General features: G+C 64.7%; 26 protein-coding genes. 11 read left to right on the top strand and 15 right to left on the bottom strand.

Features of this window, described 5'->3' with window-relative positions; translation table 11 throughout:
- Window positions 1-35: 35 nt before the first annotated feature.
- Entirely contained in the window at window positions 36-1,640 is a 1,605-nt protein-coding gene (locus tag VGK27_13135) for a glycosyltransferase family 39 protein (protein HEY3491047.1), read from the top strand.
- Window positions 1,641-1,745: 105 nt separating this feature from the next.
- Here the strand turns inward: VGK27_13135 and VGK27_13130 are convergent, their stop codons facing one another.
- From VGK27_13130 to rsmD, 3 genes are read right to left on the bottom strand one after another with little or no spacing between them, the layout of a single operon-like run.
- Window positions 1,746-2,942, bottom strand: coding sequence for a pyridoxal phosphate-dependent aminotransferase (locus VGK27_13130; protein HEY3491046.1), 1,197 nt, complete (start codon window positions 2,940-2,942; stop codon window positions 1,746-1,748).
- 29 nt (window positions 2,943-2,971) lie between these two features.
- A complete protein-coding gene (gene coaD / locus VGK27_13125; protein HEY3491045.1) occupies window positions 2,972-3,463 on the bottom strand; it encodes a pantetheine-phosphate adenylyltransferase in 492 nt (163 codons plus the stop codon).
- A gap of 5 nt (window positions 3,464-3,468) precedes the next feature.
- Window positions 3,469-4,047 (bottom strand): 16S rRNA (guanine(966)-N(2))-methyltransferase RsmD, encoded by a 579-nt coding sequence (gene rsmD / locus VGK27_13120; GenBank protein HEY3491044.1) that lies wholly within the window; start codon window positions 4,045-4,047, stop codon window positions 3,469-3,471.
- 107 nt (window positions 4,048-4,154) lie between these two features.
- Here rsmD and VGK27_13115 point away from each other — a divergent pair, with 107 nt between their 5' ends.
- Window positions 4,155-4,322 (top strand): SlyX family protein, encoded by a 168-nt coding sequence (locus VGK27_13115; protein HEY3491043.1) that lies wholly within the window; start codon window positions 4,155-4,157, stop codon window positions 4,320-4,322.
- Here the strand turns inward: VGK27_13115 and VGK27_13110 are convergent.
- Complete coding sequence (locus VGK27_13110; protein HEY3491042.1) at window positions 4,316-5,971, bottom strand: transporter substrate-binding domain-containing protein; 1,656 nt, start codon at window positions 5,969-5,971, stop codon at window positions 4,316-4,318. The two genes, VGK27_13115 and VGK27_13110, sit on opposite strands and share 7 nt — an antisense overlap.
- Window positions 5,968-7,500, bottom strand: a complete 1,533-nt coding sequence (ilvA, locus tag VGK27_13105) for a threonine ammonia-lyase, biosynthetic (protein ID HEY3491041.1) — start codon at window positions 7,498-7,500, stop codon at window positions 5,968-5,970. Before ilvA ends, VGK27_13110 begins: the two co-directional genes overlap by 4 nt.
- 79 nt (window positions 7,501-7,579) lie before the next feature.
- Between ilvA and VGK27_13100 the strand changes: the two genes are divergently transcribed.
- The 9 genes from VGK27_13100 to VGK27_13060 are packed head-to-tail and all read left to right on the top strand — an operon-like array spanning window position 7,580 to window position 15,767.
- Entirely contained in the window at window positions 7,580-7,963 is a 384-nt protein-coding gene (locus tag VGK27_13100) for a response regulator (GenBank protein ID HEY3491040.1), read from the top strand.
- Window positions 7,960-9,207, top strand: coding sequence for an efflux RND transporter periplasmic adaptor subunit (locus VGK27_13095; protein HEY3491039.1), 1,248 nt, complete (start codon window positions 7,960-7,962; stop codon window positions 9,205-9,207). Before VGK27_13100 ends, VGK27_13095 begins: the two co-directional genes overlap by 4 nt.
- Window positions 9,191-9,901 carry an ABC transporter ATP-binding protein gene (locus VGK27_13090; protein HEY3491038.1) on the top strand — a complete coding sequence of 237 codons (711 nt, stop codon included), beginning with the start codon at window positions 9,191-9,193 and terminating at the stop codon, window positions 9,899-9,901. Before VGK27_13095 ends, VGK27_13090 begins: the two co-directional genes overlap by 17 nt.
- Entirely contained in the window at window positions 9,898-11,103 is a 1,206-nt protein-coding gene (locus tag VGK27_13085; protein HEY3491037.1) for an ABC transporter permease, read from the top strand. The genes VGK27_13090 and VGK27_13085 overlap by 4 nt, the downstream gene beginning before the upstream one ends.
- Entirely contained in the window at window positions 11,100-11,939 is an 840-nt protein-coding gene (locus tag VGK27_13080; GenBank protein HEY3491036.1) for a menaquinone biosynthesis protein, read from the top strand. The genes VGK27_13085 and VGK27_13080 overlap by 4 nt, the downstream gene beginning before the upstream one ends.
- A 55-nt stretch (window positions 11,940-11,994) precedes the next feature.
- A complete protein-coding gene (locus tag VGK27_13075) occupies window positions 11,995-12,198 on the top strand; it encodes a DUF1858 domain-containing protein (protein ID HEY3491035.1) in 204 nt (67 codons plus the stop codon).
- Window positions 12,199-12,249: 51 nt separating this feature from the next.
- Window positions 12,250-13,845 (top strand): ATP-binding protein, encoded by a 1,596-nt coding sequence (locus VGK27_13070; protein HEY3491034.1) that lies wholly within the window; start codon window positions 12,250-12,252, stop codon window positions 13,843-13,845.
- Window positions 13,846-13,860: 15 nt separating this feature from the next.
- Entirely contained in the window at window positions 13,861-14,406 is a 546-nt protein-coding gene (locus VGK27_13065) for an archaemetzincin family Zn-dependent metalloprotease (GenBank protein ID HEY3491033.1), read from the top strand.
- A gap of 5 nt (window positions 14,407-14,411) precedes the next feature.
- Window positions 14,412-15,767: a sigma-54 dependent transcriptional regulator gene (locus VGK27_13060; protein ID HEY3491032.1), complete on the top strand. Its 1,356-nt coding sequence runs from the start codon at window positions 14,412-14,414 to the stop codon at window positions 15,765-15,767.
- Between the two features lie 108 nt (window positions 15,768-15,875).
- On the opposite strand, the gene VGK27_13055 is transcribed toward VGK27_13060, so the two are convergent.
- The 10 genes from VGK27_13055 to VGK27_13010 all read right to left on the bottom strand — a co-directional run bounded on the left by VGK27_13055 (window position 15,876) and on the right by VGK27_13010 (window position 26,372).
- The gene (locus VGK27_13055) at window positions 15,876-16,571 is read right to left on the bottom strand and encodes a hypothetical protein (GenBank protein ID HEY3491031.1); all 696 of its coding nucleotides are present in this window, start codon (window positions 16,569-16,571) and stop codon (window positions 15,876-15,878) included.
- Window positions 16,550-17,857, bottom strand: a complete 1,308-nt coding sequence (gene nrfD, locus VGK27_13050; protein ID HEY3491030.1) for an NrfD/PsrC family molybdoenzyme membrane anchor subunit — start codon at window positions 17,855-17,857, stop codon at window positions 16,550-16,552. The genes VGK27_13055 and nrfD overlap by 22 nt, the downstream gene beginning before the upstream one ends.
- On the bottom strand, window positions 17,850-18,764 hold the full coding sequence (locus VGK27_13045) for a 4Fe-4S dicluster domain-containing protein (GenBank protein HEY3491029.1): 915 nt from the start codon (window positions 18,762-18,764) through the stop codon (window positions 17,850-17,852). The genes nrfD and VGK27_13045 overlap by 8 nt, the downstream gene beginning before the upstream one ends.
- Window positions 18,765-18,786: 22 nt before the next feature.
- The gene (locus VGK27_13040) at window positions 18,787-19,443 is read right to left on the bottom strand and encodes a glycine cleavage system protein H (protein HEY3491028.1); all 657 of its coding nucleotides are present in this window, start codon (window positions 19,441-19,443) and stop codon (window positions 18,787-18,789) included.
- Between the two features lie 52 nt (window positions 19,444-19,495).
- Entirely contained in the window at window positions 19,496-20,149 is a 654-nt protein-coding gene (locus VGK27_13035; protein HEY3491027.1) for a glycine cleavage system protein H, read from the bottom strand.
- Window positions 20,150-20,586: 437 nt separating this feature from the next.
- Window positions 20,587-20,970, bottom strand: coding sequence for a 6-carboxytetrahydropterin synthase QueD (gene queD, locus VGK27_13030; protein ID HEY3491026.1), 384 nt, complete (start codon window positions 20,968-20,970; stop codon window positions 20,587-20,589).
- The gene (locus VGK27_13025; GenBank protein HEY3491025.1) at window positions 20,967-21,638 is read right to left on the bottom strand and encodes a hypothetical protein; all 672 of its coding nucleotides are present in this window, start codon (window positions 21,636-21,638) and stop codon (window positions 20,967-20,969) included. The genes queD and VGK27_13025 overlap by 4 nt, the downstream gene beginning before the upstream one ends.
- A complete protein-coding gene (gene nadC, locus VGK27_13020) occupies window positions 21,635-22,459 on the bottom strand; it encodes a carboxylating nicotinate-nucleotide diphosphorylase (GenBank protein HEY3491024.1) in 825 nt (274 codons plus the stop codon). Before nadC ends, VGK27_13025 begins: the two co-directional genes overlap by 4 nt.
- Window positions 22,456-25,101, bottom strand: a complete 2,646-nt coding sequence (locus VGK27_13015) for a valine--tRNA ligase (protein HEY3491023.1) — start codon at window positions 25,099-25,101, stop codon at window positions 22,456-22,458. The genes nadC and VGK27_13015 overlap by 4 nt, the downstream gene beginning before the upstream one ends.
- Window positions 25,098-26,372 (bottom strand): response regulator, encoded by a 1,275-nt coding sequence (locus tag VGK27_13010; GenBank protein ID HEY3491022.1) that lies wholly within the window; start codon window positions 26,370-26,372, stop codon window positions 25,098-25,100. Before VGK27_13010 ends, VGK27_13015 begins: the two co-directional genes overlap by 4 nt.
- Between the last annotated feature and the right edge of the window lie 94 nt (window positions 26,373-26,466).

Here is a 26,466-nt window from a genome sequence, read left to right as displayed (position 1 = left end):
CGCTTGGCCCAGTGCATTGCGAGGGGCCCGTGTTGATGCGCGCGCCCGGCAGTTTGTCGATCGATTACCGCCCCTGGATCATCGCCCTCTTCGTGCTGGGCACCTTTTCGATCGGCATCCGGAACCAGTTCGTATGGGACGATTTCGATTTCATCCTCCGGAATGCCTACCTGCACGACCTGGGGAATATCCCCCGATTCCTTTTTTCCGGCGATGCGGCGGGCACCGGATTCGACAATCCGTACTACCGTCCGCTGACGACGGCCACCTTTGCGCTCGATTACGCGCTCTGGGGGGGGAATCCCGCCGGTTTCCACGCGACGAACGTCGCCCTGCACCTGCTGACATGCATCGTTCTTTACCGGACACTCCTGCATCTCACCGCCGCCCCTTCCGCGGCGCTGGGCGCGACGCTCCTTTTTTCGGTCCACCCGGCCCATTCGGAGCCGGTCGGCTACATCAGCGCACGGGCGGACATCCTATGCGCCCTGTTCATGCTGCTGTCGCTTCTGCAATTCCTCCGGGCCGAAGAATCCGGAAATCGCAGGCATCTCGCCCTGTCGCTCGCCTCGTTCGTCCTGGCGCTTCTGTCCAAGATCGTCGCACTGGTCCTACCGCCGCTCCTCATCCTTCACCTGATCTGGGCCGGCAACCGCACAAAGTCGGCGAAGACGCTCCTCCCATTCGCCGCGCTATCCATCGCATTCCTGATCCTTCGCAGCCGGGTCCTGGTGATGGAGGCCTGGGGACCGGTTTCTTTCCACGTCCGCGCGGCAAGCGCGGGGCCGTATCTCCTCGGCTACATCCGGAACGCCCTGGCGCCGGTCGACCTGAAGGTGTTCTGCGATGTGCCGCTGAGATCGGGGTTCTCTGATCCCGCCGTGCTCGCATCCTGGCTTTGCATCGGCGCCATCGGGGTCGCCACCCTGCTCCTTGCCCGCCGTCGCCCGCTGGTCTCCTTCGGAATCGCATGGTTCTTCGCCGCGCTGTTGCCGGTATGCGGTCTCGTGACGATCCTGTTCCCGGCCCGAATGGCGGACCGCTATCTTTACATCCCGCTGCTGGGCCTGGCCTTTGTCGTTGCGTCGGTATGGAAGGAGGCCGCATCTTCAGGACGATCGATGGCATTCCGCAAAGGGGCGGTCGCGGTCATCGGGGTGCTGGTCCTGGCCGCCGCGGCAGGGACCGCCCTGCGCTTGCAGGTTTGGCGTGATTCGCTGGCCATGTGGTCGACGGCCGTGGCGGATGCCCCGGGAAGCCTTTATGCGAAGAACGGGCTCGCGGCTACCTACATGGAAAAAGAATCGTTCGCGGAAGCCGAGCGGATCCTGAATGAAGTCATCGCCATCCGGGATGACAACGCTCAAACGAGGATCAACCTGGCGGGGATCGAGTTCCGGCGGGGAAATCTCGACAAGATGGAAGTCCATGTCAATCGCGCGCTTGAACTCCGCCCCCTCAGCCACGTGGCCCTCACGTACCTGGGCGTCATCAAGGCCCGGAAGGGATGGACCCGCGAGGCGATGCTGTTGTTCCAGGAGGCTCTCCGCCTGAATCCCTCGTATGACTATGCCCGAGAAAACATCGACATCATCCGCAGGCACCTTCCGGCAGAGGAATCTCCCCGAAACGGCGCCTGAACCTCAAGAGTCCCGGGGCGGGATATCCGGAACGACAAGGGCGGGAAGCCCTTGTTCCGGCCCCCGCCCTCGCGTACTTTCACTGCGGCTGCCTGCCGCCCCGATCTACTTCAGCGACTTGACCGCCGCGTCGATCCGGTCGACGCCCTTCTCGATGGCCTTCATCGACATCGCGTACGACAGCCGCTGGCAGGCGTCGTCGCCGAACGCCACGCCCGGGACCAGCGCCACGTTGTGCTCCTCGAGCAGCCACGCCGACAGCTCGGTCGAATTGGTCAGGACCTTGCCCGACGGCGTCGTCTTGCCGTAGACGCCCGAGAAGTTGGGGAACACGTAGAACGCGCCCTGCGGCAGGAGACACTTGACGCCCGGCATCGCGTTGAGCCGGTCGGTGATGTAGCGGCGCCGGCGGTCGAACTCGGCGACCCAGAGCCCCATGAACTCCTGCGGCCCGTTGAGCGCCTCGACCGACGCCTTGTCGCAGAACGACACCGGGTTGCTCGTGCTCTGGCTCTGGATGTTGGTCATCGCCTCGACGAGCGCCTTGTCGGCGGCGACGTAGCCGATGCGCCAGCCGGTCATCGAGTAGGCCTTCGACAGGCCGTTGACCAGGATCGTGCGCTTCTTGATCTCTTCGCCGAACTGCGCGATCGAGGAGAACTCGAAGCCGTCGTAGATCAGCTTCTCGTAGATCTCGTCGGACAGCACCATGATGTCGCGGCGGACGATCACCTCGGCCAGCGCCTTGAGCTCGGTCTTGGTGTAGGCCGCGCCGGACGGGTTGCTCGGGCTGTTGAGGATGAAGCACTTGGTCTTCGGCGTGATCGCCCGGTCGAGCTGCTCGGGCGTCACCTTGAAGCCGTTCTCCTGCTTGGCCTCGATGATCACCGGCGTCGCGCCCGCCAGGAGCACGATGTCGGGGTAGGAGACCCAGTAGGGGGCGGGAATGATGATCTCGTCGTCCTCTTCCCACGCGGCCTGCGCCACGTTGTAGATCGAGTGCTTCGCGCCCAGCGACACGATGATGTTGGCGGGGGCGTATTCGAGCCCGTTGTCGCGCTTGAGCTTGGCGATGATCGCGGCCTTCAGCTCGGGGGAGCCGGGGACGGGGGTGTATTTCGTGTATCCGTCATCGAGCGCTTTCTTGGCGACGGCCTTGATGTGGTCGGGCGTGTCGAAATCCGGCTCGCCCGCGCCGAAGCCGACGACATCGATCCCCTGCGCTTTCATCGCCTTGGCTTTGCTGGTGATCGCGAGCGTCGGCGACGGCTTGATCTTGGACGTCCTGCCTGCCAGTTTCATCGGATGGTGCTCCTTTCCCTTTTTGGGGATTATGACTGCTCTTGCCGGATCTTGGCGGCGATGCGGTCGCGGACGAGTGCCGGGACCATGTCGTCGATCTTGCCGTGCAATCGCGCCACTTCCTTCACGATGCTCGAACTGATGTAGATGTGCTTGTCGCCGGTCATCATGATGACCGTGTCGAGCTTGGGCGCCAGCTTGCGATTGACGTGCGCCATCTGGAACTCGAACTCGAAATCGGACACCGCGCGCAGCCCGCGCAGCACCACGTTGGCTTCCTTCGCGACCGCGTAGTCGGCCAGCAGCCCGTCGAAGGCGTCGACCTCGACGTTGTCAAGCGGCGCGGTCATCGCCCGCAGCATCTCGACCCGCTCTTCGGGGGTGAACATGGTCTTCTTGCGGATGTTGAACGCCACCGACACGATCACCTTCGAGAAGACGCGCGAGCCGCGCTCGATGATGTCGAGGTGTCCGAAGGTGGGCGGATCGAAAGACCCCGGGTAGACTGCAACCGTCTTCATCGGCACTATGGCTCCTGTCCGGGCGTTCGCCCGCTGGCTGGTGGTGCCGTTACCGCGAATATCTTCAGGCGCGTGTCGCCGTACCGGCGGTCGACCTGCACATCCCAGCCCGCCGGGAAGGCCTCGTCGGGCGTGCGGGACGCCTCTTCGACGACCACGATCGCCCCTTCCGCCAGCAGGCCGGCTTCGGTCAGCGCCTTCGAGGCCGATGCGGCCATCCCCTTGCCGTAAGGCGGGTCGAGGAACACGAGATCGAACCGTCGCCCCTGCCCCGCGAGCCGCCGGATCGCCTTCCGGAAGTCGCCCTTGATCGTCTCGGCATCCGACGCCCCGATCGACGCGAGATTGGCGGTCAACGCCGCGAACGCGTCGGGATCGGGCTCGGCCAGCACCGCGGAGGCGGCGCCGCGGGAGAGCGCCTCGATCGCCAGGGCGCCCGTGCCGCCAAAAAGGTCGAGCACCGCCCGCCGTTCGACACGGCCGCCCAGGATGCTGAACAACGCCTCGCGGACCCGGTCGGTCGTCGGCCGCACCGCCATGCCGCGGGGAGCGCGCAGCGTCCGTCCGCCCCATTTCCCCGCCACGATCCGCATATCCCTCGATTATTTTCGTTTCGGCGCGGTTCGTCAAGGAATCCGCGGTGTATCATGGGGCCATGGAAACCCGGCTGACCGAACTCGAAATCAGATATATGCAACAGGAACGGACGGTCCAGGAGCTGAGCGACGCCGTCTACCGCCAGGAACGCGCCATCGAGCGGCTGAGGCGGGAGATGGAACAGCTCCGCGACCAGGTGGGCGAGATGAACCGGGGCGGCACCACCGATCCCGGCGAAGAACCGCCTCCGCCGCACTACTGAGCCGTCTTCCCCCGCCCTTCTTCCGCCAACGGCAGATAAACGGTGATCTTCGTGCCCGCGCCCGGCGTGCTTTCCACGTCGATGAACCCGTCGCTCTGCTTCACGAGTCCGAAGACGGAAGGCAGCCCCATCCCCCGCCCGAATTCCTTCGTGGTCCGGAAAGGGGTGAATACGTTCGCCAATGTGTCCGGATCCATGCCGCACCCCGTGTCCGCAAACAGGAGCGTCGCATAGCGGCCCGGGGCGGGCGCCCGGCGGTCCCTTTCGGGAACGGCCGGATCCTCGGCCCGGCCGGTGGCAATCCGCAACCGGCCGCCGGCCGGCATCGCCTCGCAGGCGTTCTTCACGATCTCCAGGATCATTTTCTCGAACAGCCCAGGATCGACGGACACCCTCGCCTCTCCGGCTTCCGGCGCGACGGACAGCTCGATCCGGGTTCCCGAGAGGGCCCGGATCGAAGGGAGGGCCGCAGTCAGGAGCACATCGATCCGCTCGACCTTCCGGAAAATGGTGGACTGGCGGCTGAACGCCAGCAGCTGCCCGGTCAGGGCTGCCGCCCGGTCGGCCGCATCGAGGATTTCGCCGATGTTCCTTTGCCGCGGATCATCGAGGCCGGTTTCGGCGCGTACGATTTCACCATGCCCGCTGATGACCGTCAGCAAGTTGTTGAGATTGTGCGCCATGCCCCCGGCGAGCAGGGCAACCGCCTCGTATTTCTGGGCGCGCTCGCACGCGGCCTCGCTGGCGGCGATCCGGGCATTCGCGCGGAGCAGCATGACGGTTCGCCACCCCCACATCGCCAGCCCGACCAGGAAGAGGAAGGCGATGTTCGCGGCGACGATCCGGCGGGCATCCCAGTAGGGCTTCGGCTTGCCGAACCACTTCTCGTGGATGCGGCGATACTCCGGCGTGGCAATGAAGCGGGCCAGCTCACGGTCGAGGCGCGCGATCGTCTCCTCGTTTCCTTTCAGCATCGTGAATGCGCGCGGGCTTTCGGCGATCGGCGGCTCGAGGACAACGATCCGATCGTCGATCCCGGCGGTCTGGGCCTCCTTCAGCAGAACGGGCCCCAGGTGGGCCAACGCGTCCACGTTTCCGGACAATAGGTCGAACAACGCCTCGGAGAGGGAGGTGTGGCGGACCAGCCGGAGATCGGCGCGGGGCGTCAGCAGGTCGTCCGCGATATTGCGCGCCACGACGGCGATCCGGAGACCGGCGAGCGCCTCGGGGGTCGCGGGGGCCTTCTCCCCCTTCCGGACGATGATATTGACCGGCAGGGTCAGGTAAGGATCGGAGAACAGGAATTCCCGGCTTCGCGCATCGGTGATCCCCCAGTCGCCCGCGATGTCCCCCTTGCCGGTGCGAAGCGCCGCCGCGACGTCGCCGTCCGGCGGGATTTCGACCCAGGAAAGCGTCCACCCGCCCCGGCGGGATATTTCAGTGAGGATATCGACGACCATGCCGGAGGGGAGCTGACTGCCGGACTTGGAGGACGGGGATGCCAGCGCCGCCTTCGGGCGGATCAGGACGCGCAGGCGGTTCCGGGCTGCGGGCACTCCGGCGTCGGCTCGGGCATCAGGAAGAGAAAGCAGGAGGATTGCGCAGAGGACGAGACAGGCGACGCCCCCGGCCGGCATCCCCCGGTTCATGACGCCGATTCGCCCGGCGCGTGCAGGAACAGGCGATAAGCGGGATTTTGCGTCTCTTCGACGTATCGATATCCCAGCTGGTTGAGGAACATCCGGAATTTCGTCTTGTCGCCCGCAGGGATTTCGAGCCCGATGAGCACCCAGCCGTAGTCGAGCCCCTGCATCCGGTAATGGAACAGCGAGATGTTCCAGCTCTCCCCCATCTTTTCGAGGAAGCGCGCGAGCGCGCCCGGGCGCTCGGGGAACCAGAACCGGTAGAGGACCTCGCCCCCCGCCTCGGACGAACGACCGCCCACCATGTGACGGATGTGCGTCTTGGCCAGGTCGTTCTCGGTGAGGTCGATGCTGTCGAACCCTGTGGAGGCAAGACGTCTCGTGAAAGCGAACCGCTCGGCGCCGTCGCGGATCGAGATGCCGACGAAGATCTGCGCCGACGCGCGGCCGGAGAGCCGATAGTTGAACTCGGTGATATTGCGGTCGCCAAGCACCTCGCTGCAGAACCGCTTGAGGCTGCCGGGACGTTCCGGGATCGTGACGGCGAACAGCGCTTCCTGCTGCTCGCCGATCTGGGTGCGCTCGGCCACATAGCGCAGCCGCTCGAAATTCATGTTGGCGCCCGAGTTGATCGCGACCAGCGTCTTTCCCGAGGGCCGGTTCAGGCGCACGTATTTCCGGAGCCCGGCGAGCCCCAGCGCGCCGGCGGGCTCGACGATCGAGCGGGTCGCCTCGTAGTTCGCCTTGATGGCGCTGCACAGCTCGTCGACGTCGACCCGGACGATCTCGTCGACGCATTGGCGGCAAAGCTCGAACGTCAGCTTCCCCACCTCGCGCACCGCCACGCCGTCGGCGAAGATGCCGACCGTATCGAGGCGGACGCGTCGCCCTTTCTCGAGCGACCGCGCCATGGCGTCGCTGTCGGACGGCTCGACGCCGACCACGCGGATCTCGGGGCGCAGCGCCTTGAGATAGCTGCCGATACCGGCGATCAACCCGCCTCCGCCCACCGGGACGAACACGGCATCGAGACGGCCGCCGCTCTGCCGCAAGAGCTCGTCGCCCACCGTTCCCTGGCCGGCGATCACGAGTTCGTCGTCGAACGGATGGACGACCGTCATGCGGCTCTCGTCGGCCAGCCGGGCGCAGTGCTCGGCGGAATCGGAATAGCCCTCCCCGTGGAGGACGATCTCGGCCCCGAGCGCCGCCACCGCCGACACCTTGATCTGCGGGGTCGTCGCGGGCATGACGATCACGGCCCGGATGCCGAGCTTCCGTGCGGAATAGGCAACGCCCTGGGCGTGGTTCCCGGCCGATGCGGCGATCACGCCGCGCTGCCGCTCCGCGTCGGTCAGTTGCGCAATCTTGTTGTAGGCGCCCCGGATCTTGAAGGAGAATATCGGCTGGAGGTCTTCGCGCTTGAGCAGGACCCGGTTGCCGAGGGCGCGGGAGAGGACGGGCGCCTCGTCGAGCGGCGTCTCGACCGCCGCCTCGTAGACGCGGGAGGTCAGGATTTGCCGAACCAGCTTCTGCAAACGCTCCTGCCCCTCGTTGCGGATTTCCGATCGTTCTTGCAATGATATATTACTGTAATTCCGAACGGGGAGCGCACCTATGACGACGATCCTGATCGTGGACGACTCCAGGACGATGCGGAAGGTCATCTCGAACCGGATCACCGAGACGGGCCTCCGGATCGACAAGATTCTCGAGGCGCAGCACGGGCAGGACGCCCTCGAAATCCTTTCGGCCGCATCGGTCGACCTCGTGCTCACCGACATCAACATGCCCGTCATGAACGGGCTCGACCTCATCTCCCGGATCAGGGACAACCCGGCCTGGGACGCGCTTCCGGTCCTGGTCGTCTCGACCGAGGGGAAAGGCCCCATGGGCAAGGAAGCGATCATCCGGGGAGCCAACAACCTCTTGCGCAAGCCGTTCACGGCGGAAAATATCCGGGAGCTCCTCGAAGGCTACCTCAAAGTTTCCGCGCGTTGAAGACTCGATCCCTCCTGATCCGGGTGATCGCCGGGGCGCTCGTCGTCACGGCGGCGCTGTTCGCGGCCTATCGTATCCGTGCCGGCGCCGGCACGCCCGTGGACACCTTCCCCGCCGTCCGGGCGCCGATCGAGGAGATCGTCACCGCGGTCTCGGCCGGAACCGTCAAGGCCGTGCGGGAAGCCACCCTGTCGCCGGAGGCGATGATCACGGGCATCCGCTTCGTCGAAGTGCGTGTCGATGCCGGGAGTTCGGTTCGCAAGGGCGAGCTGCTCGCCCGCGGCGTCGACCCCGAGATGGCCCGGGAAGCCGAGGCCGCCGCCGAGGACGCCCGGACCGCCGAGGCCGCTCTCCGGGGCGCCGAAGCCCGGCGCGACGAGGCGCTCCAGCGTTATCGCGCCGACCTCGCCCGCGCCGAGAACGCCCTGAAGCAGGCGACGGCCGACCAGCGCAGGGCCGAGTCGCTCCACCGCGAAGGGTTTCTCCCCCTCTCCGAAAAAGAATCCGTCGACACGCGGCTGAACGACACCCGGGAGATGGTCCGCCTATCCGAAAGCGGCGCCGCCGCCGTCCAGGCGCTGGAACGCGAGATCGAGGCCGACAAGAGCCGGATCCTCTCGGCTCGCACCCGGGCCAGGCTCGTGGCAGAGCGCGAGCGCAAACTTTCGATCGTCGCCCCCTTCTCCGGAATCATCACGAAGAAGCTGGTCGAGGTCGGCGAAACCAAGATCGCCGGCTCTCCCCTCTTCGTGCTGGCCGATCCCTCCGCCACCTACATCGAGGCGCAGATCGACGAGACCGAGTCGGCGCGCGTCCGCGTCGGCCAGAAATGTCGGCTCCTCCCCGACGCCTACCAGGGGCAGACCTTCGAGGGGCGCGTCTCCGAAGTCATGCCGGTCGTCGAAGCTTCCAAGGACGTTTCCCGCGCCAACGTGATCCGGGTGGTGGCCGTCTCCCCGCCCCATCCGCTGCGGCTCGGGATGTCGGCCGACATCGAGGTCGTGGTCGGCCGCAAGGAAAAAACGCTGCAGGTGCCCTCGTCGGCCATCATGGAGCGGGAAGGAAAGAAGTTCGTCTACGTCATTTCGGACGGCAAAGTCGCCCGCCGCGACGTCGCGACGGGCATCGGCAACTGGGACCGGACCGAGATCCTCTCCGGCCTCTCGCCCGGCGATCCGGTCGTCATCTCGCTCGAGCAGAAAGACCTCGCCCCCGGGGTGCGCGTCGTTGCCCGCCGACGCTGAACCGCTCCTCAGGCTTTCCGGCGTCTCCAGGCAATACGCGACCGGCGGGCAGGTCGTGACCGGGATCGAGGGGATCGACCTCGAAGTGCTCCCCGGCGAATTCCTCGCGGTCATGGGCCCCTCCGGCTCGGGGAAGTCCACGCTCATGAACATCCTCGGCTGTCTCGACGTCCCGACAAACGGCACCTATACGATCAAGGGCACCGACGTCGCCACGCTTTCCTCCGACGAGTTGGCCCGGCTGCGAAACCGAGAGATCGGCTTCGTCTTCCAGGTATTCCACCTGCTTCCCCGCGCGACCGCCCGCCGCAACGTCGAGCTTCCTCTCCTTTACGCCGGCGTCCCCCGGGCCGACCGCGCGCGGCTTGCCGAGGAGGCGCTCGCCATCGTCGGCCTTTCCGAGCGTAGCCGCCACCTGTCGAACGAGCTGTCCGGGGGGCAGCGCCAGCGCGTGGCGATCGCGCGGGCGCTGGTCAACCACCCTTCGCTGCTGCTCGCCGACGAGCCGACCGGGAACCTCGACTCGAAAACCGGGGAGGAGGTGCTGTCCATCCTCACACGGTTGAACGGGGAGGGCGTCACGGTGGTCCTCGTCACGCACGACCCCCTCATCGCGCGACGCGCGCACCGGACCGTCTACATCGTCGACGGCCGCATGCTGTCGGAAGACGCGTTCCGGGAAAGACGCGGATGAGCCCGCTCGAATACCTCCTGGTCGCCTTCGAGGCGCTTCGCGCGAACCGGCTTCGCGCAGCGCTCACCATGCTCGGGGTCGTCATCGGCGTCGCCGCGGTGGTCCTGCTCGTCTCGCTCGGGACGGGCACCAAGAATTACGTCGAGCGTCAATTCGCGGGCCTCGGCAGCAATATCCTCATCATCACGCCGGGCAAGATCGAGACGCGCGGCGGCCCGCCCATCGTCGGCCCCGCCCGCCACAAGCTCACGATGAGCGACGCGAAGATCCTCGAGAAGAAGGGATACCTCTTCGGCGGCGTCGCCCCCGTGGTGTTCGGCTCCGCCGAGGTGCGGCAGTCGGGCCGGACGCGCAACGTGAGCGTTCTGGGCGTCACCCCCGAATTCTCGGCCGTCCGCAACCTGCACGTCGAGATCGGGTCGTTCGTGACCGGGGCGGACGTCGACGCGAAGCGCCGTGTCTGCGTCATCGGGCGCACCGTCCGGAAGGAGCTGTTCGGCAACGCGAACGCGCTCGGCCAGGTCGTCAAGCTGAACGGCGCCCGCTACCGGGTCGTCGGCATCATGGAGAGCAAGGGCGTCTCCCTGGGCATCGACATCGACGACATCGTCTTCATCCCGGTCCGGGCGGCGCAGGACCTGTTCGACCTCGACTCCCTCTTCGAGATCATCGTCTCCGTCCGCAACATGAACGACATCGACAGCGGGAAGTCGCTCGCGACCGCGCTGCTGTTCCACGCGCACAACCGGCACGAGGACTTCACGGTCACCGACCAGCGCGCGATCCTCTCCTCGCTCTTCACCATCCTCGACACGCTCACTTACGTGCTCGGCGGCATCGCCGGCATCTCCCTGCTCGTCGGCGGCATCGGCATCATGAACATCATGCTCGTGACCGTGAAGGAGCGGACCAACGAGATCGGCATCCGCAAGGCGGTCGGGGCCAGGAACCGCGACATCCTGCTCCAGTTCCTCTTCGAGGCGACGGCGCTGTCTGCGGCAGGCGGCGTGCTCGGGCTCGCGGCCGGCGCCGCCGGAGCGGCCGCCCTGCGATGGGCCTTTCCCCGGATGCCGGTCGAGGTGCCGCTCTGGGCAGTACTTCTCTCGTTTACCTTTTCCCTGTTCGTGGGTATCTTCTTTGGAGTGTACCCGGCGAAAAAAGCCGCAGCCATGAACCCCATCGAGGCGTTGAGGTACGAATGAGCCACGATCAGCCGCTGCGCGTAGGCAGGATTCCTTACGCAAACGTTTATCCCATATTCAGGGCGCTTGAGCAGATCCTGCCGCCCGGGACGGTCGAGTTCGTCGAAGGCCACCCCCGCGAGCTGAACCGGATGCTCAGCGAAGGCGCGCTCGACATCTCCCCCTCCTCGTCCATCGAATACGCCACGCATCCCGACCGCTACCTGCTGGTCCCCGACATCTCGATCGCCAGTCGCGAGAAGGTGATGAGCGTCCTGCTCCTGTCGAACCGGCCGCTCGATGCCCTGCCCGAAGGCCCCGTCGCGATGACCGAGGCGTCCGATACTTCGGTCGTCCTGCTCGAGATCCTGATACGCCGCTTCCTGCACCGGGACAACCCGCTCGTCAGGTCGCCGCTTCCGCCGGAAGAGGCGCTGCGCCGCTTCCCCGCCTGCCTGACCATCGGCGATGCGGCGATCCGGGCGGCTCTCGGCCGGGTGGCGCCCTGCATCACCGACCTCGGAAGCTGGTGGCTGCGGGAAACGGGAAAGCCGTTCGTTTTCGCCCTCTGGATCGTCTCCCGCGCCGCCGCCGAAACGAAGGGCGCCCGGCTCGCGTCGTTCGTCCGGACCCTCCTTTCGGCCAAGGCGATGGCGCGCGAATCGGTGTCGGACGATGCCGAGGGCTCGATCGGCCCAGACTGGATTCCCCTTGATTTCCGAATGGATTACTGGAATAACCTGTCGTGGAACCTTAGCCAGCGGGAACAGGAGGGGCTGAACCTGTTCTACGCGCTCGCGGCCACGCAGGGACGCATCCCGGCCGCCCCGGAATTGCGTTTCCTTCCACTGTCATGACCGGATCGCCGTGTTAGACTGATCGGGCACGAACTACCCGTGGGCGAGGGAAACGATGATCACGAAAGAGATGAAGATCGAAGATGTGCTCCGAAACTGCCCCAAGACGATCCCCGTATTCTCGCGGTTCGGCATCGACTGCGCCGAGTGCCAGCTCTCGGCCTACGAAAACGTCGAACACGGCGCCAGGGTCCACGGGATCGACCTGAAAACGCTGCTCGAGGCGCTCAACGCTGCCGAGGCAAACCAGGCCTCTTGACGCACGCTTGAAATAACCGGTTCTCGCACGAGAAGGGCGGGCATCGACACGATGAAGCGGTTGCACCATATCCGGTGGTACCAGACCATCGGCGGCAAGCTCTTCATCCACATCGCCCTCGCCGTCTGCGTCATCAACGGCTACCAGGCCTACATCTCCCTCCGCTTCCAGCAGATCCACTTCGACCAGACCATCCGAAGCACCGCCCTCAAGCTGAGCGACACGATCCGGCAATCCATCCGCACCGAGATGATGGAAAACCGCAAGGAACAGGCCTACCGGATCATGAAGACGATCGGCGAGCAAGAGGGCATCGAACGGGTCCGGATCTACGACCGGGAAGGCCGGATCGTGTTCTCGACCAACGCCGCCGAAAAAGGCGCCATGGCCGACAAGCGCACCGAGGCCTGCCTGGGCTGCCACAGCGGGGGCGGCCCCCGCCGGGAGATGGTCGCCCGCGAGCGCACCCGCATCTTCAAGTCGACCGACGGCCACCGCGTTCTCGGGATGATCAATCCGATCTACAATGAAAAAGACTGCTCCCTGGCCGACTGCCATGTCCACCCCCCTACCCAGCGGGTATTGGGCGTCATCGACATCACCCAGTCGCTGAGCGACGTCGACCGGAGCCTGGCCGTCGCACGCCGCCAGATCGTCCTCTTGAACGCCGCCTTCATCGCCATGATCGCGATCATCGTCGTCGTCGTCCTCAACCGGTTCCTGAACCGGCCCATCAAGGACCTTTTCCTAGGCACCATCATCGTCGCGAACGGCGAGCTCCGGCACGTCATTCCCGTCCATTCCAACGACGAGCTCGGCTTTCTGGCCCGCTCTTTCAACCAGATGACCGAGAAGCTGTCGGGGGCGAACGACAAGGTGATCGAGTACATGGACCAGCTCGAGCAGCGGTATTCCGAGAAGGCGGATGAGCTCGAGGCGACGCAGGCCAAGCTGCTGCAGGGCGAGAAGTTGACCGCCCTGGGGAAGATCGTGGCGACCGTCGCCCACGAGATCAACAACCCGCTGACCGGCGTCTACACCTACATCAAGCTTCTGCAGCGCAAGCTGAAGGAGCACGGCCCCGGGAACGGGCTCATGGGCGACTGCGAGAAATACCTGGGCACGATGGGGCGCGAGGTCGAGCGGACGACGGGGATCGTCCTCAACCTCCTCGAGTTCTCCCGGCCCAAGGATCCAACCAAGAAGCCAACCGACGCCAACGAACTCATCGAGGAGTCGCTTGCGCTGATCCAGGGCAAGCTGGAAGCGAACTCCGTCTCGGTCCACAAGGATATCGAGCCCATCCCGAGGATCAGCGCCGACCCGTCCCAGATCAAGAACGTGCTGATCAACCTGATGGTCAACGCTGTCGAGGCGATGGACAACGGAGGGACGCTGACGATCGCCTGCCGCTTCCGAGGGGACGACGCCACGATCCGGATCGACATCGCCGACACGGGGTCGGGGATCAAGCCGGAGAGCATCCAGGAGATCTTCGACCCGTTCTTCACGACCAAGGGCAAGGGGACGGGCCTTGGCCTCTCCGTCGCGAACGGCATCATCCAGAAGCACAACGGCTCGATCGGGATCGACAGCACCGTGGGCGTCGGGACCCGCATGACCGTCATCCTGCCGATCGAAGGCTGACGGGGAGCGGAAAACATCAAGCGGGCAATCTACATCAGGCCGGTCGGTGACATCGCCCCCAAAGCGATCCACTGGCTGCAACATGACCTAAGGTCTTACCTTAATATGCCAGTGGAAGTGATGGAGAACATGGAGATTCCCGGAGAAAGCTTCGACCCCGCGCGAGGCCAGTTTCACTCCACCCGGATCCTCAAGGAGATCCTGCTCGAGGTTCCGGGCGACGCTCTGAAGATACAGGGGATCATCGCGGAGGACCTCCACATCCCCATCCTGACGTACGTCTTCGGGGAGGCGCAACTCGGCGGGACGGCTTCGATCGTCTCGCTCGCCCGGCTCGAGCAGACGTTCCACGGGCTTCCCCACGACGAGAGGCTCTTCTTCGGGCGGCTTCACAAGGAAAGCCTGCACGAGCTGGGTCACAACTTCGGGCTCGTGCACTGCCACGACAGGCGTTGCCTCATGTACCTGTCGAATACGATCATGGACGTGGACCTCAAGGGAAGCGGATATTGCCGGCAATGCTTCGAGACGATACTCGCGACAATGAACGGCGGGAGGTAGGGCGCATGGAACGGAAGATCAACATTCTGATTGTCGATGACGAGGAGATCGTCCGGGAATCGCTCATGAACTGGCTCAAGGAGGACGGCTACGACGTCGAGTGCGCCGCCAACGGGAAGAAGGCGCTCGAGAAACTGCCCGAACGCGACTGGACGCTTGCCATGGTCGACCTCAAGATGCCGGGGATGGACGGGATCCAGCTGATGGACGAGATCAAGAAGGTCCGCCCCGAGATCTCCGTCATCATCATGACCGCCTACGCCACGGTCGACACCGCGGTCAAGGCCATCAAGAAAGGGGCGCACGACTACATCGTCAAGCCGTTCAACCCCGAAGACGTCTCCATGGTCATCAAGAAGATCATCGAGCACAAGAAGCTCGTCCAGGAAAACCAGTACCTGCGCAAGGAGCTCAAGAAGCAGTACCGGCTGCACGACATGATCAGCAAGAACCACGAGATGACCGAGATCTTCGACCTCGTGCGCACGATCGCCAAGAGCAATTCGACCGTGCTGGTCCAGGGGGAGAGCGGGACAGGCAAGGAGCTGCTGGCCCGGGCCATCCACGAGGAGAGCCCCCGGAAGCACGAGCCCTTCGTTTCCGTCTCGTGCGCCTCCCTGACCGAGACGCTGCTAGAGACCGAGCTGTTCGGCCACGAGAAGGGTTCTTTCACCGGCGCCGACGGCTTCAAGAAAGGGAAGCTCGAGCTGGCCAAAAACGGCACGCTCTTCCTCGACGAGATCGGCGACATCAGCCTCAAGCTCCAGATGGACCTGCTCCGCGTCCTCGAGAACCGGGAGTTCCGCCGGGTCGGCGGATCCCAGCTCCTCACCATCACCTCTCGCATCATCGCCGCCACCAACCGGGACCTCAAGAAGGCGATCGCCGATGGCAAGTTCCGGGACGACCTGTATTACCGGCTCAACGTCATCTCTTTCCAAATCCCCCCCCTGCGGTCGCGCAAGGAAGACATCCCCGTCCTCGTCGAGAACTTCATCGAGAAATTCAACATCGAGATGGGAAAGTCCGTGGAGGGCGTCAGCGAAGCGGCGATCCGGATGCTGATGGACTACCACTGGCCCGGAAACGCCCGTGAACTGCGCAACGTGATCGAACGCGCGATGGTTGTGACCAAGGGGAAGAGCATCACAGAGGCCGACCTCCATCTGCCGACCACGCCCGAGAAGGTGTCGGTCTTCGGACGCTCGCTCGAGGAGGTCGAGCTGGAGCATGTCCGGTTTGTCCTCGAGAGCAACCACTGGAACGTCCTCAAGTCGGCCAGCGTGCTCGACATCGACCGGGTGACGCTCTACAACAAGATCAAGAAGTACAACCTCCGGAAGCCCGAGGAGGAAGCCTGATCCCCCGGGTGCCCCTCCCCGCCGCGCGCTCCGCCCAAACGACCGCCGGCCCCCCGTGTGATTTTCCAGGAGGCCGGCCGGACTGCCGGATCGAACAGGGGACCCGCCTCAGCCCGATGTGAGGAACTGCTCCTTCACCCGCTCGATCCATTCCTCGCCGTAGAGCGCGCGTGCGATGCCGTCCACCGGGATGCCGCCGTCCTGGATGGTGGCGCCGACGGTCGCGCCCGACTCGATCCGGAGCGATTCGACCGCGCCCTCGATCCAGCGGCGCGCGAGATCGCCCGACAGAAGGTTCTTCAGGTCGGTCGAGAGCTTGGACGGCTTCACTTTCAGCAGCCACCCTTCCCCGAACGGATCGCCCGACAGGAGCTTGGGGTCGGACAGCACCGCAGCATTGACCGCGATCACGCGGCCGCCGACCGGCGAAAGCATCGGGATCGTCTTGCCGTCGACCTTGAACCCCCAACCGGTCTCGCCCTGGGCAAGAGACGTCCCGACCTCGGGCAGGTCGATCGCGTTGACGCTTCCGACCAGCTTCCGGGCATAGTCGTCCATCCCGAGCCGGACGACGTCGGCGTCTTCGCGCTTGAGCCAGCCGTGCCCCCGGTGAAAGAAGAGCCCCTGGGGAACCCGGAACCAGTCGACGGACTCCTCGCGGGCCTCGATCGGAGCCGGCGGCGCGTTGGCCACCCGGAACAGGAACCGCACCGCAAAGAACAGGAAGCCGGAAAGGAACGCGATCGTCAGGAGATATTCGATCCCCTTCGTGGCATAGATGTCTACGAAGCTAAAACCTTCCATTTCGAAGCCTCCTTGGACGGGATGGATTCCGTTTCCACCGCTCCCTCATGTTCGTGGTCCTGCAGGATCGGCATGCGATTGATGACCCAGCGGAACGCCCAGATCTCGAGGCAGATCACGGTCGCGGTGACCCACACCTCGATCCAGTTCGGGTAATAGTGCACCGCCGAATCCCACTTGAAGGCGATGACCGAGAAGTTGAGCCGGTTGATGATGATCCCGATCGCGGTCACGAAGGCCGTGGTCTGCACTAGCTTCACGTTCCGGGAGGTCACTCCCTTGATGAACAGGATCATCGGAAGCACGATGAACCCGATCATCTCGAGCAGATACCAGTAGCCCATCGGCGTGAGAAGAAGATCGTAGTGCTGCCCGTGGATCAGGTCGATCACCTTGAGGAACAGGTAGGCGAACATCGCGCCGGCGCACCCCTTGCCCAGGCCCAGCAGGATGTCGTCATGGTTGGCGTGCAGCGTGTGGCCGACCTTGTCGGCGAAGATCTTGTGCGTGAACGTGCTCTCGATGATGACCATCGAAAGGCCGGCGAACACGCTCGAAACGAAGAACAGGATCGGGATGTTGTGCGAGTACCAGAGCGGGTGGATCTTGGTCGGGGCGAGCAGGAAGAGCGCGCCGAGGCCGGACTGGTGCAGCGTCGAGAGCGTGATCCCGAAGATCACGGCGCCCGTCGTCATTCCCTGGACGATCTTCTTGACCCGGGGCCAGCCGAGCCACTGGGCGACGACCGGCGAGAATTCCAGGAATTGGCAGAGCGTGTAGAGCAGGAAGTGCCAGGCGACCAGGAAGAGTACCGAGCTGAAGCCGAACCCGTTCCCGATGATCGGGTTCACGACGTTCCAGGGACGCCCCAAGTCGAGCAGGAGCGCCCCGGCGTAGAAGCAGTAGGCCAGGAATCCGTTGAGCACGGTGGCCCGCAGGATCGGCTCGTATTTCTTGAACCGAAGGATGTCGACGACGAAGGTCAGGACGTAGGCGCCGCCCGCGAACGCGACGCCGGTGATGACGTCGAAGCCGATCCAGATTCCCCACGGATATTCCTGTGACAAGTTGGTCGTCGCGCCCAGCCCCTTCCAGAAACGCAGGCCGATCAGGACGAACCCGACGACGATGATGATGCCGCTGATGACGTTGAACTTCGTGATTACCGGCCCCTTGGGCTTCAGCTCGCTCCGGATGAACGTCAGGAACTCCCGGAAATTTTCAGAGAAGGATTTCGGCGCGTCCTTCACCACGCGGATGTTGTTTGTTGCTGTCCGTTCACTCATGGCCTTTGCCCCCTCCCTGCCCGTCGTCTCCCTTGTCCCGGTTCATGTAGGCGAGGCCCGCAAGAAGCGTCGGCCAGAGGACGAACACGTGCGGTACACCGAACAGGAACCCGGAGGTGTGCTCGGGAAGCGGCGTGGTGCCGAGGTTCGTCTTCATCCCGATCTTCTCGAACGGGACGCTGGACAGGTAGAGCCATCCGGTGCCGCCGACCTCGTGCTCGCCGTAGACCTTGTTGTGGTATCGGTCCGGCTCGGTGTAGATCCGCCGGCGCGCTTCCTCGAGAAGTTCGCGACGGGTGCCGAACAGCGTCGCCCCTTCCGGGCAGGCCTCGGCGCACGCCGGCTTTTCACCTTTCTTCAGGCGCGAATAGCAGAAGATGCATTTCTTCACGAAGGGGGTGGCGCTCTGGTACTCGTACTTGGGGATGTCGAAGGGGCAGGCGATCATGCAATAGCGGCATCCCATGCACCGTTCCTTGTTGTAGACGATCGGCCCTTCCGGTTTCTTCTCGAGCGCACGGACCAGGCAGGCGGAGGCGCAGCCCGGCTGGTTGCAGTGCATGCACTGCTTCCGTGCGAAGATCGGCTTGCTCGGGTCTTTCGGGTTCTCGTACCGGTTGACGACGGTAAACGCCTCGGGCGTCGTGTCGCGGCGAAGCTTGAATACTTCCTCCGAGGAGAACGACTCCTTGGGGGCCGGCAAGTTGTTCGCCTGGTTGCACGCTTCCTCGCAGCTTCGGCAACCGATGCACTTTGTGGTATCGACGAGCATCCCTACGAATTCGGTTTCGCTTCCGACGGCTCCCCCGCCGCTTCCCGTTCCTGCGGCGAGGGCCTTTCCCGCCGTCGCGGCTGCGATCGTGCCGCCTGCCAGTCCGGCGAACTTCAGAAAGTTCCTGCGGTTCATGCTCATTGCAATGACCCCCGGGTTAAATTCGGGAAAGGAAACGGCGCTGGAACGCCTTGAACTGCTCCTCGCCCATTTTTTCGATGATGCCGGCGGGATACTGGCCGCCGTCCTGCATCGTCGCGCCAACGCCGGCGTAACGGACCGAACCCTCGACGAGGAATGTAGAGAAGCGCTTCACCTCGCTGTCGAACCAGCCGGCCGCCTGCTCGAGACTGCGGACGTGGCTGAGACTCTCCGCCAGATTCCGCGGCCGGATCGAGAACAGCCATCCCGCGGCGTAAGGATCCTTCTTCGCCGTTTCCGTGTTGAGATCCGCGCTCTCGTTCAGCGAGACGACGACGCCCTCGATCGGGGAGACCAGCTCGACCTCACGGCCGTTGCGCCAGACCGAGAAGATCCGCTCGCCCTGGCTCACGATCCGGCCGGGGGCTGGGCACGAGACCCGGTCGGCGCCCCCAAGGACCTTCATCAGGAAATGGTCGATGCCGATCTTCGCCTCGCCCGACGTGTCGAGGCGGGCCCACGTGTGCCCCTCGTGGACGAACGTCTGCCCGGCGGCGGCGATCCCGCGGAACGCGGTGGCCGGCCCCACCAAACGATGCTGCTCGATCACGCGGGCCAGTTGCTGAACGCAAATCACGACCACGATCGTCAGAAGAACCAGCAGGAACACCATGACCAGACCTCCTTCTCCTGTGAGTGGAACCTGCGCGTCCGACCCTTTGGCGCTAGCCGAAGAACAGGGCCGACAACTCATCCCACTGCGCTTCGTTCATCCGGCTCCCGAGATCCGCCAGGCATTCCCCCCCGTCGGCCGCCGTGGCGACCGCGCCGGGAGACAGGAGCCGTTGCAGCCTTTCCACTTCCCATTCGAACCAGCTACGCGCTGCTCCACCATGAAACAGCCGCTTGATGCCTTCTCCGGTGGACGACATGGAGAGAATCCAGCCGTCCTCGTAGGGCGCGCGATTCACGGCCGAAGGATCGTTCGTCAACCTCGGGTTGGTCGAAAGCACCACCCCGTCGAGCGGCGCGACCATCCGCACGGTCCGTGGACCTGCATGGAGAATCATGCAGATGCTGTTCTCCTTGACGACCGATCCTTCGGCGGGGAGGGAGATCCGGTCGACCTTCCCGATGAGCTTCTGGGCGAAATCGTCGATCCCCACCTTGACCTTCGTGCGGCATTCGTCGGAGAGGGAGACCCAGACGTGCCGGGGATGGAGATAGTAGTCCGATTTCTGCGAAAATCCCCGGATCCGCTCGCACTCCTCCACCCGGCCTCCCCCGCGGTCCTTGTAGGTCATGCACTTGCGAAAGCCGGTCCCGTTGCACATCCCCTTCTGGGGCGAGTTCTTGTCCACAGGGATCATCTTTCGCATCGGAAAAGCCTTGCAAAAGGTCACTGTGGTCACTTCGAGAAATGGACACTGACCTTCTTTCATGGTTGCCTCCCGCTACGCCCTGCCAGGGTTCGAGGTTCCGACGAGCAACATGACGATGCCGATCAGGAGATATGCCATTTTTCTCACCTCCTTTTAGCGGGCCATTCCGCTGCACTCCTCTTGTGCATCGGACATGCCCAAAACGGCCTGCAGAAAAGGCGAGGCATAACATATCGTTTTGTAAGGATTATTTGTTCCGATTCGTCCGGACGGCAAAACGCCCGCGGGAGCGGGTTGTATCCATTTCTTTACATGATGGGAGGGGATCTGGAATAGTCTTTATATTCCGGCATGTTGCGAAGTGTATATTTATTCAACGGCTTGTTTAACAATTCAACACTCGGTGCCAACCCGAGGCCCGGGCGGGCAGGCCATCAGTCGACGCGGGAATATTCGGCCCGTGCATCGGTGGATTCCCAGACGACTACGCTTGAGACGCGGACCGTCGGGGGCATACGGCCGGTCACCTCGTCGTAGATGAACCGGGAGATGTTTTCGGAGGAGGGGTTGATCTCGGAAAACGGTGAGACGTCGTTCAGGTAGGCGTGGTCGAGCTGCCCCAGCACTTCGTTGAGGGCCGTTTTTATGACCCGGAAATCGACCGCCATGCCACGGGCATCGAGGGTTCCCGTCGTGACGGAGACTTCGACGAGCCAGTTGTGGCCGTGGAGCCGCTCGCAGTTCCCGTCGTATTCCCGCAGCCGGTGCGCTGCCGCGAAATCGGATTTGACCGTCAGGGTGTACAGTTCTTTGCTCATTTCTCCTCCATGGGAGACAGGAATATCCGGGCGCCCGCCGCCGCCTTGTAATACCAGTTCTGCACTTCGAGCCGGGACCGCTCGCGCCGGAGATCGGCCCTGACCGCGTCCTCGGAATAGGATTCGGGGTCTTTCCCTTCGGCCGTCGCGCGTTTCCCGATCTCGCGCTGGACTTCTTCGTCCGGGATCTCGATGAAGACGGACACCCGTTTCTCGAGAAACTCGTCTACGAGGAAGCGGTCGGAGACGATCGCGCGGACTCCGGAGGCGCTGAATTCTCTCGCGCACGGATCGGAACACGCACCGATGCGCTTCGCCACATCGGCCGTCGTGGCCGCGAGCGCGACGTTGTCGACCGCCCCGAGAGACAGCTTCCGCTGCTCCTGCAGAATGAGCCGGTTGTAGATCAGCTTCTTCCGGGCGTCGACCATCGAGACGTTGTCGGAAGCGTCGGCCGGGAATGCACGGCACCGCTCGAGGCAGGCCTCGCGGGAAACGTCGGAGAGAAAGATGATCTCCCCGTTGACCGATGCCGCCGTCGCGTCCACGAGACGGAACCCCGTCAACGCGCCGCTGCTCATCCCGTCGGCCGGAAGCGCTGCAGCCTGAACTGCCGCAGCCAGCAGCAGGCCCCCCCCCACAGCCAAGGCGAGAAAGAAGCCTCTCACGCGACGACCTCGAAGGAGATGTCGAAGGCCGGCGCCGAATGGGTGAGCGCCCCGATCGCGATATTGGCGATACCGGTCCGGGCGTACGATTCGAGCGTGTCGAGCGTGATGCCGCCGGAAGCCTCGATGAAGAGGTGGGCGCCGTGGCGCGCTACCGCATCGCGGACGTTCTCGGGCGACATGTTGTCGAGCAGCAGCCCGTCGGCGCCCGCCGCCACCGCCTCGTCGGCCTCGGCCAGCGTCTCGACCTCGACCTCGACGCGGCAAAGGTGGTGAACCGCCTTCCGCGCCGCGGCGACCGCGGCCGCGATGCCGCCCGCCGCCCGGATGCCGTTTTCCTTGATCAGCACGCCGTCCGAGAGCGAGTTGCGATGGTTTACGCCGCCGCCGGTGCGGACGGCGTATTTCTCGAGGGCGCGAAGCAGCGGCGTTGTCTTGCGCGTGTCGAGGATGCGCACGCCGTGGGGCGCGGCGATCCGGACGTATCGTGCAGTCAGCGTGGCGATGCCGCTAAGGCGCTGGACGAAATTGAGCGCGACCCGCTCGCCGCGCAGCAACGCCCACAGGGGTCCGACGATCTCGCCGACCACGTCGTCGGGCCCGATCGTAGCCCCCTCGGCAAGGAACTTGACCGAGACCTCGGGCGACAGCTGCCGGAACACCTCGACCCCGACCGGACCGCCGCAGAACACGCCCACATCCCGGGAGAGGAGGAGCGCCCGGCCGGGCGCCTGGAACATCGCCCCGAACGGATCGCCATAGGGTGCGTCTTCGGCCAGGGCGGCGCGGACGAGTCCCTCGTACTCGACGGGAACGATCACGACAGGTAGCGCGACACCAGGTCGAGGTTCTTCGAGAGCTTGGCGCGCTTCTCGTCGAGCTCCTCCCGGCGCTGCCGGTGCGCCCCGACGATGTCGGCGGGCGCGTTGGCGACGAACTGCTCGTTCCCGAGCTTGGCCGTGAGCACCTTGAGCTCGCCCTCGGCCTTCTCGATCTCCTTGCGCAGGCGAGCCGCCTCGACGGCGAAGTCGATCAGGCCCGCCAGCGGCAGGCATACCTCGATGTCGTCGACGACCGCAGTGGCGTCCTGGACCGGGATGTAGTCGGGATCCATGTACGAAACCTTCTCGGCCCGGGCGAGACGGTCCAGGATCTCCTCGTGGTCGCGCAGGAAATCGAGCGATTCCGTCTCACCCTTGAGGCGCACCTCGACTTTGCGTGCAGGCGCGATGTTGAGCTCGCTGCGCATGTTGCGGACGGCCCGGATCACCTCCATCAGGTGCCCCATGTCGTCTTCGACGTTCACGTCGACCAGGTCGGCATCGGCCGAGGGGTAGGACTGTTTCATGATCGTGCCCCGGCGGCCCGGAAGCGACTGCCACACTTCCTCGGTGAGGTACGGGATGAATGGATGCCCGAGCGCGAGGATCGATTCGAACACATGGAGCAGCACGGCCCGCTGGTCCTGGCGCACCTGGGCGTCGGCCTCGGGCATGAGCGACGGCTTGATCATCTCGAGGTACCAGTCGCAGAACTCGTGCCAGACGAACTGGTAGAACGCAGACCCCGCCTCGTTGAAGCGGAATTCGTCGATTCCCTTCCGGACCGCGTCGATGGCGCGCTGCAGCCGGGACAGGATCCAGCGGTCGACCACCGACAGCTTTTCCGGCAGCGAAAGCGCGGTGTCCTCGTCGACGTGCATCCGGACGAATCGGCCGGACTGGTAGAGCTTGTTCATGAAATTGCGATAGCCCTCGACCCGCTCGTCGGACATCCGGATATCGCGTCCCTGAGCGGCCAGCGCGACCAGCGTGAAGCGGAACGCATCGGTTCCGAACCGGTCGATCACCTCGAGCGGGTCGATGACGTTCCCGCGCGTCTTGCTCATCTTCTCGCCCTTGGCGTCGCGCACCAGGGCGTGGATGACGACGTCGGCGAACGGCGCCTTGCCGGTGAACTCGATGCCCATCATCATCATTCGGGCGACCCAGAAGAAGAGGATGTCGAAGCCGGTGACGAGGGTGGAGGTCGGGTAATATCGGTCATACTCGGCCGTCTTTTCGGGCCAACCGAGCGTCGAGAAAGGCCACAGCGACGAGGAGAACCAGGTGTCGAGAACATCATCCTCCTGGCGGATGTCGGCCGTGCCGCATTGCGGGCACGCGGTCGGATCCTCCATCTCGACGATGACCGCGCCGCACTTGTTGCAGTGCCACGCCGGAATGCGGTGCCCCCACCAGATCTGGCGGGAAATGCACCAGTCGCGGATGTTCTCCATCCATTCGAAGTAGGTCTTCTCCCACTGCGCCGGAACGATGCGCGTTTCTCCCGAGCGGACCGCCGCCATCGCGGGCTCGGCCAGCGGCTTGGTCTTGACGAACCACTGGAGGCTCTCATACGGCTCGACGACCGTGTTGCATCGGTAGCAGTGACCGACGTTGTGCAGGTAGGGCTCTTCCTTCTCGAGGAGCCCCTGCATCCGCAACGTCTCGACCACCGTGTCGCGGCAGGCGAAGCGGTCCATGCCGGCGAACTCCCCGGCCTCGGCGGTCATCTTCCCGGACTCGTCGATGACGCGGACGGACGGGAGCTCGTGGCGGCGCGCCACCTCGAAGTCGTTGGCGTCGTGCGCCGGGGTGATCTTGACCGCGCCGGTGCCGAACTCGCGGTCGACCATCTCGTCGGCCAGCAGCGGGATGGGACGGTTGGCCAGCGGCAGGCGGAGCGTGGTGCCGATGCGCCCCGCGTACCGTTCGTCCTTCGGGTGGACGGCCACGCCGGTGTCGCCCAGCATCGTCTCTGGCCGGGTCGTCGCGACGACCACGTAGCCGTTGCCGCCGAATTCGGGGTAGCGGATGTGGTAGAGGGTGCCCTTGGTCTCGACGAAGGTGACCTCGAGGTCGGAGAGCGCCGTATGGCACCGGGGGCACCAGTTGATGATGTAGTTGCCGCGGTAGATGAGCCCCTTCTTGTACAGGCGGACGAACGCCTCGCGCACGGCCCGGGACAGCCCCGCGTCCATCGTGAATCGCTCGCGGTCCCAGTCGCACGCCGCGCCGAGCCGCTTGAGCTGCTTGATGATGGTGCCGCCGCTCTCGGCCTTCCACTGCCAGACGCGCTCGATGAACGCCTCGCGCCCGACGTCCTGACGGCTTTTCCCTTCCTTCGCCAGCAGCTTCTCGACCACGTTCTGGGTCGCGATGCCGGCGTGGTCGGTGCCCGGGAGCCAGAGCGTGTTGTCGCCCTGCATCATGTGGTAACGCACCAATACGTCCTGAAGCGTGATATTGAGCCCGTGCCCCATGTGGAGCGACCCGGTGACGTTGGGGGGCGGAATAACGATCGTGTAGGGCTTGCCTTCCTTCGCGGGGTCGGCGTGGAACAGCCCGAGACTGGTCCAGTACGGATACCAGCGCTCCTCGCCTTTCTTGGGGTCATACGCCTTGTCGAGTTCCTGGGTCATCTGGATTCGCCCTGCTTTCCTTCCTGTTGCCGGATCCGCGCGATCTCGTCGCGGATCAGCGCCTCGGCCGTCTTCGGGATGACGTCCCACGCCACCGATTCGACCGATTCCCGGATGCGCTCGGTGAACTCGATGGACAGCCGGTCCATCCACTCCCACATCACCTTTTCGACGGCCTCGGTGGCGACCTTCTCGACGATCTCGCGGGCCCGCGCCGAAAACTGCTCGCGCAACGCTTCGGCGGCTGCGATCTCGGCATTTGCGCCGGCAGGCGGAACCGGAACAGCCACGGGCGCAGGTTCCGCGATCGCCTCGAGGTCTTCCTCGGGTTGCAAGGCGACCTCGGGATCGTGCTCGGGCTCGCCCTCGTCCATCGCGCAGGACTCGAAGTCGGCATCGAGCGCCTCGAGCGCCAGTTCCGCTTCCTCTTCGACAACGGCCTCGGATTCGGGCGCCGCAGCGGGCGCCGGAGGCGGCTCGACCGCCAGCGGACCCTCGGTCTCCTTGTGGAGCAGCTCCATCTCTTCGAGGTCCTCGATCTCTTCGAGTTCCTCGACAGAGGCGAGCGCGGGAGAGATGTCGGTGATGCCGGCGGGCTCGTCTTCGCAGGGCGTCTCGATGGTGAATGGCGGCTCGGCGACCACCGCTTCGGTTTCGAGGAGGCCGGGGGCATTTCCGGATTCCGGAGCCGGCGGTTGCTCTGGTGCTTCGATTTCTTCCAGAGACACATCGAACTCGTCGAGCTCGATCGCATCGCCGGCGACGGGGGCGCCGGGCGGGACGTCGCGCTGGAGGAACGCGGCGGGCGGCTTGCCGGGCCCGCCCTCGACCTCCTCGAGGACATCGCTGAAATCCCACTCCTCGGTGCCGGGCGCCGCAGCCTGCCCGGCGCTCGCCTCGGTGGCGACCTCGGCGGCCGACAGCATCTCGTTGACCTTGTCGATCAGTTCCTGGGACTCGAAGGGTTTGAAAAGAACACCCCTGGCGCCGCTGCTCTTGAAGGTTTCCTCGTCGAAGGGGCCGAGGCTTCCCGAAAGGACCAGGACGGGGCATCCCCGGACGCCGGACAGGTCGCTCGCCACCTCGAACCCGGTCCTGCCCGGGAGCGTGACGTCGGCGATCACCAGGTCGGGCAAGATCTCGGCCGCGAGACGGACGGCATCGACGCCGTTGTCGACCATCGTCAACGCGAAATCGCTCTGGGCGAACGTCAGCTCGAATACCTTCTGGATTGTAAGGCTGTCTTCGGCGAGCAGGATTTTCTTGGGCATGGTCCCTCCGGAATCTATCAATTCTAGAGTGAATCCGGAAGCTTTTCAACGATTAGGACAAGGCGCAGGCAATCCAATGAGTTAAAACCCCCGC

The sequence above is a fragment of the Candidatus Deferrimicrobiaceae bacterium genome, assembly GCA_036504035.1.
In the GTDB taxonomy this organism is placed as follows: domain Bacteria; phylum Desulfobacterota; class Deferrimicrobia; order Deferrimicrobiales; family Deferrimicrobiaceae; genus JANXPS01.
The sequence above is the reverse complement of the archived record's forward strand: the minus strand, read 5'-3'. Positions and strand labels throughout refer to the sequence as shown.

What these genes read in the sequence shown, in the direction of transcription:
- coaD (HEY3491045.1), bottom strand. Translation starts at nt 3,463, where the DNA reads ATGAAGACGGTTGCAGTCTACCCGGGGTCTTTCGATCCGCCCACCTTC.
- VGK27_13070 (HEY3491034.1), top strand. Translation starts at nt 12,250, where the DNA reads ATGAAGCGGTTGCACCATATCCGGTGGTACCAGACCATCGGCGGCAAG.
- VGK27_13040 (HEY3491028.1), bottom strand. Translation starts at nt 19,443, where the DNA reads ATGGTGTTCCTGCTGGTTCTTCTGACGATCGTGGTCGTGATTTGCGTT.
- VGK27_13110 (HEY3491042.1), bottom strand. Translation starts at nt 5,971, where the DNA reads ATGAACCGGGGGATGCCGGCCGGGGGCGTCGCCTGTCTCGTCCTCTGC.
- VGK27_13115 (HEY3491043.1), top strand. Translation starts at nt 4,155, where the DNA reads ATGCAACAGGAACGGACGGTCCAGGAGCTGAGCGACGCCGTCTACCGC.
- nrfD (HEY3491030.1), bottom strand. Translation starts at nt 17,857, where the DNA reads ATGAGTGAACGGACAGCAACAAACAACATCCGCGTGGTGAAGGACGCG.
- VGK27_13130 (HEY3491046.1), bottom strand. Translation starts at nt 2,942, where the DNA reads ATGAAACTGGCAGGCAGGACGTCCAAGATCAAGCCGTCGCCGACGCTC.
- VGK27_13045 (HEY3491029.1), bottom strand. Translation starts at nt 18,764, where the DNA reads ATGAACCGCAGGAACTTTCTGAAGTTCGCCGGACTGGCAGGCGGCACG.
- VGK27_13085 (HEY3491037.1), top strand. Translation starts at nt 9,898, where the DNA reads ATGAGCCCGCTCGAATACCTCCTGGTCGCCTTCGAGGCGCTTCGCGCG.
- VGK27_13010 (HEY3491022.1), bottom strand. Translation starts at nt 26,372, where the DNA reads ATGCCCAAGAAAATCCTGCTCGCCGAAGACAGCCTTACAATCCAGAAG.
- VGK27_13100 (HEY3491040.1), top strand. Translation starts at nt 7,580, where the DNA reads ATGACGACGATCCTGATCGTGGACGACTCCAGGACGATGCGGAAGGTC.
- queD (HEY3491026.1), bottom strand. Translation starts at nt 20,970, where the DNA reads ATGAGCAAAGAACTGTACACCCTGACGGTCAAATCCGATTTCGCGGCA.
- VGK27_13075 (HEY3491035.1), top strand. Translation starts at nt 11,995, where the DNA reads ATGATCACGAAAGAGATGAAGATCGAAGATGTGCTCCGAAACTGCCCC.
- VGK27_13035 (HEY3491027.1), bottom strand. Translation starts at nt 20,149, where the DNA reads ATGCGAAAGATGATCCCTGTGGACAAGAACTCGCCCCAGAAGGGGATG.
- VGK27_13055 (HEY3491031.1), bottom strand. Translation starts at nt 16,571, where the DNA reads ATGGAAGGTTTTAGCTTCGTAGACATCTATGCCACGAAGGGGATCGAA.
- VGK27_13135 (HEY3491047.1), top strand. Translation starts at nt 36, where the DNA reads ATGCGCGCGCCCGGCAGTTTGTCGATCGATTACCGCCCCTGGATCATC.
- VGK27_13015 (HEY3491023.1), bottom strand. Translation starts at nt 25,101, where the DNA reads ATGACCCAGGAACTCGACAAGGCGTATGACCCCAAGAAAGGCGAGGAG.
- VGK27_13060 (HEY3491032.1), top strand. Translation starts at nt 14,412, where the DNA reads ATGGAACGGAAGATCAACATTCTGATTGTCGATGACGAGGAGATCGTC.
- VGK27_13080 (HEY3491036.1), top strand. Translation starts at nt 11,100, where the DNA reads ATGAGCCACGATCAGCCGCTGCGCGTAGGCAGGATTCCTTACGCAAAC.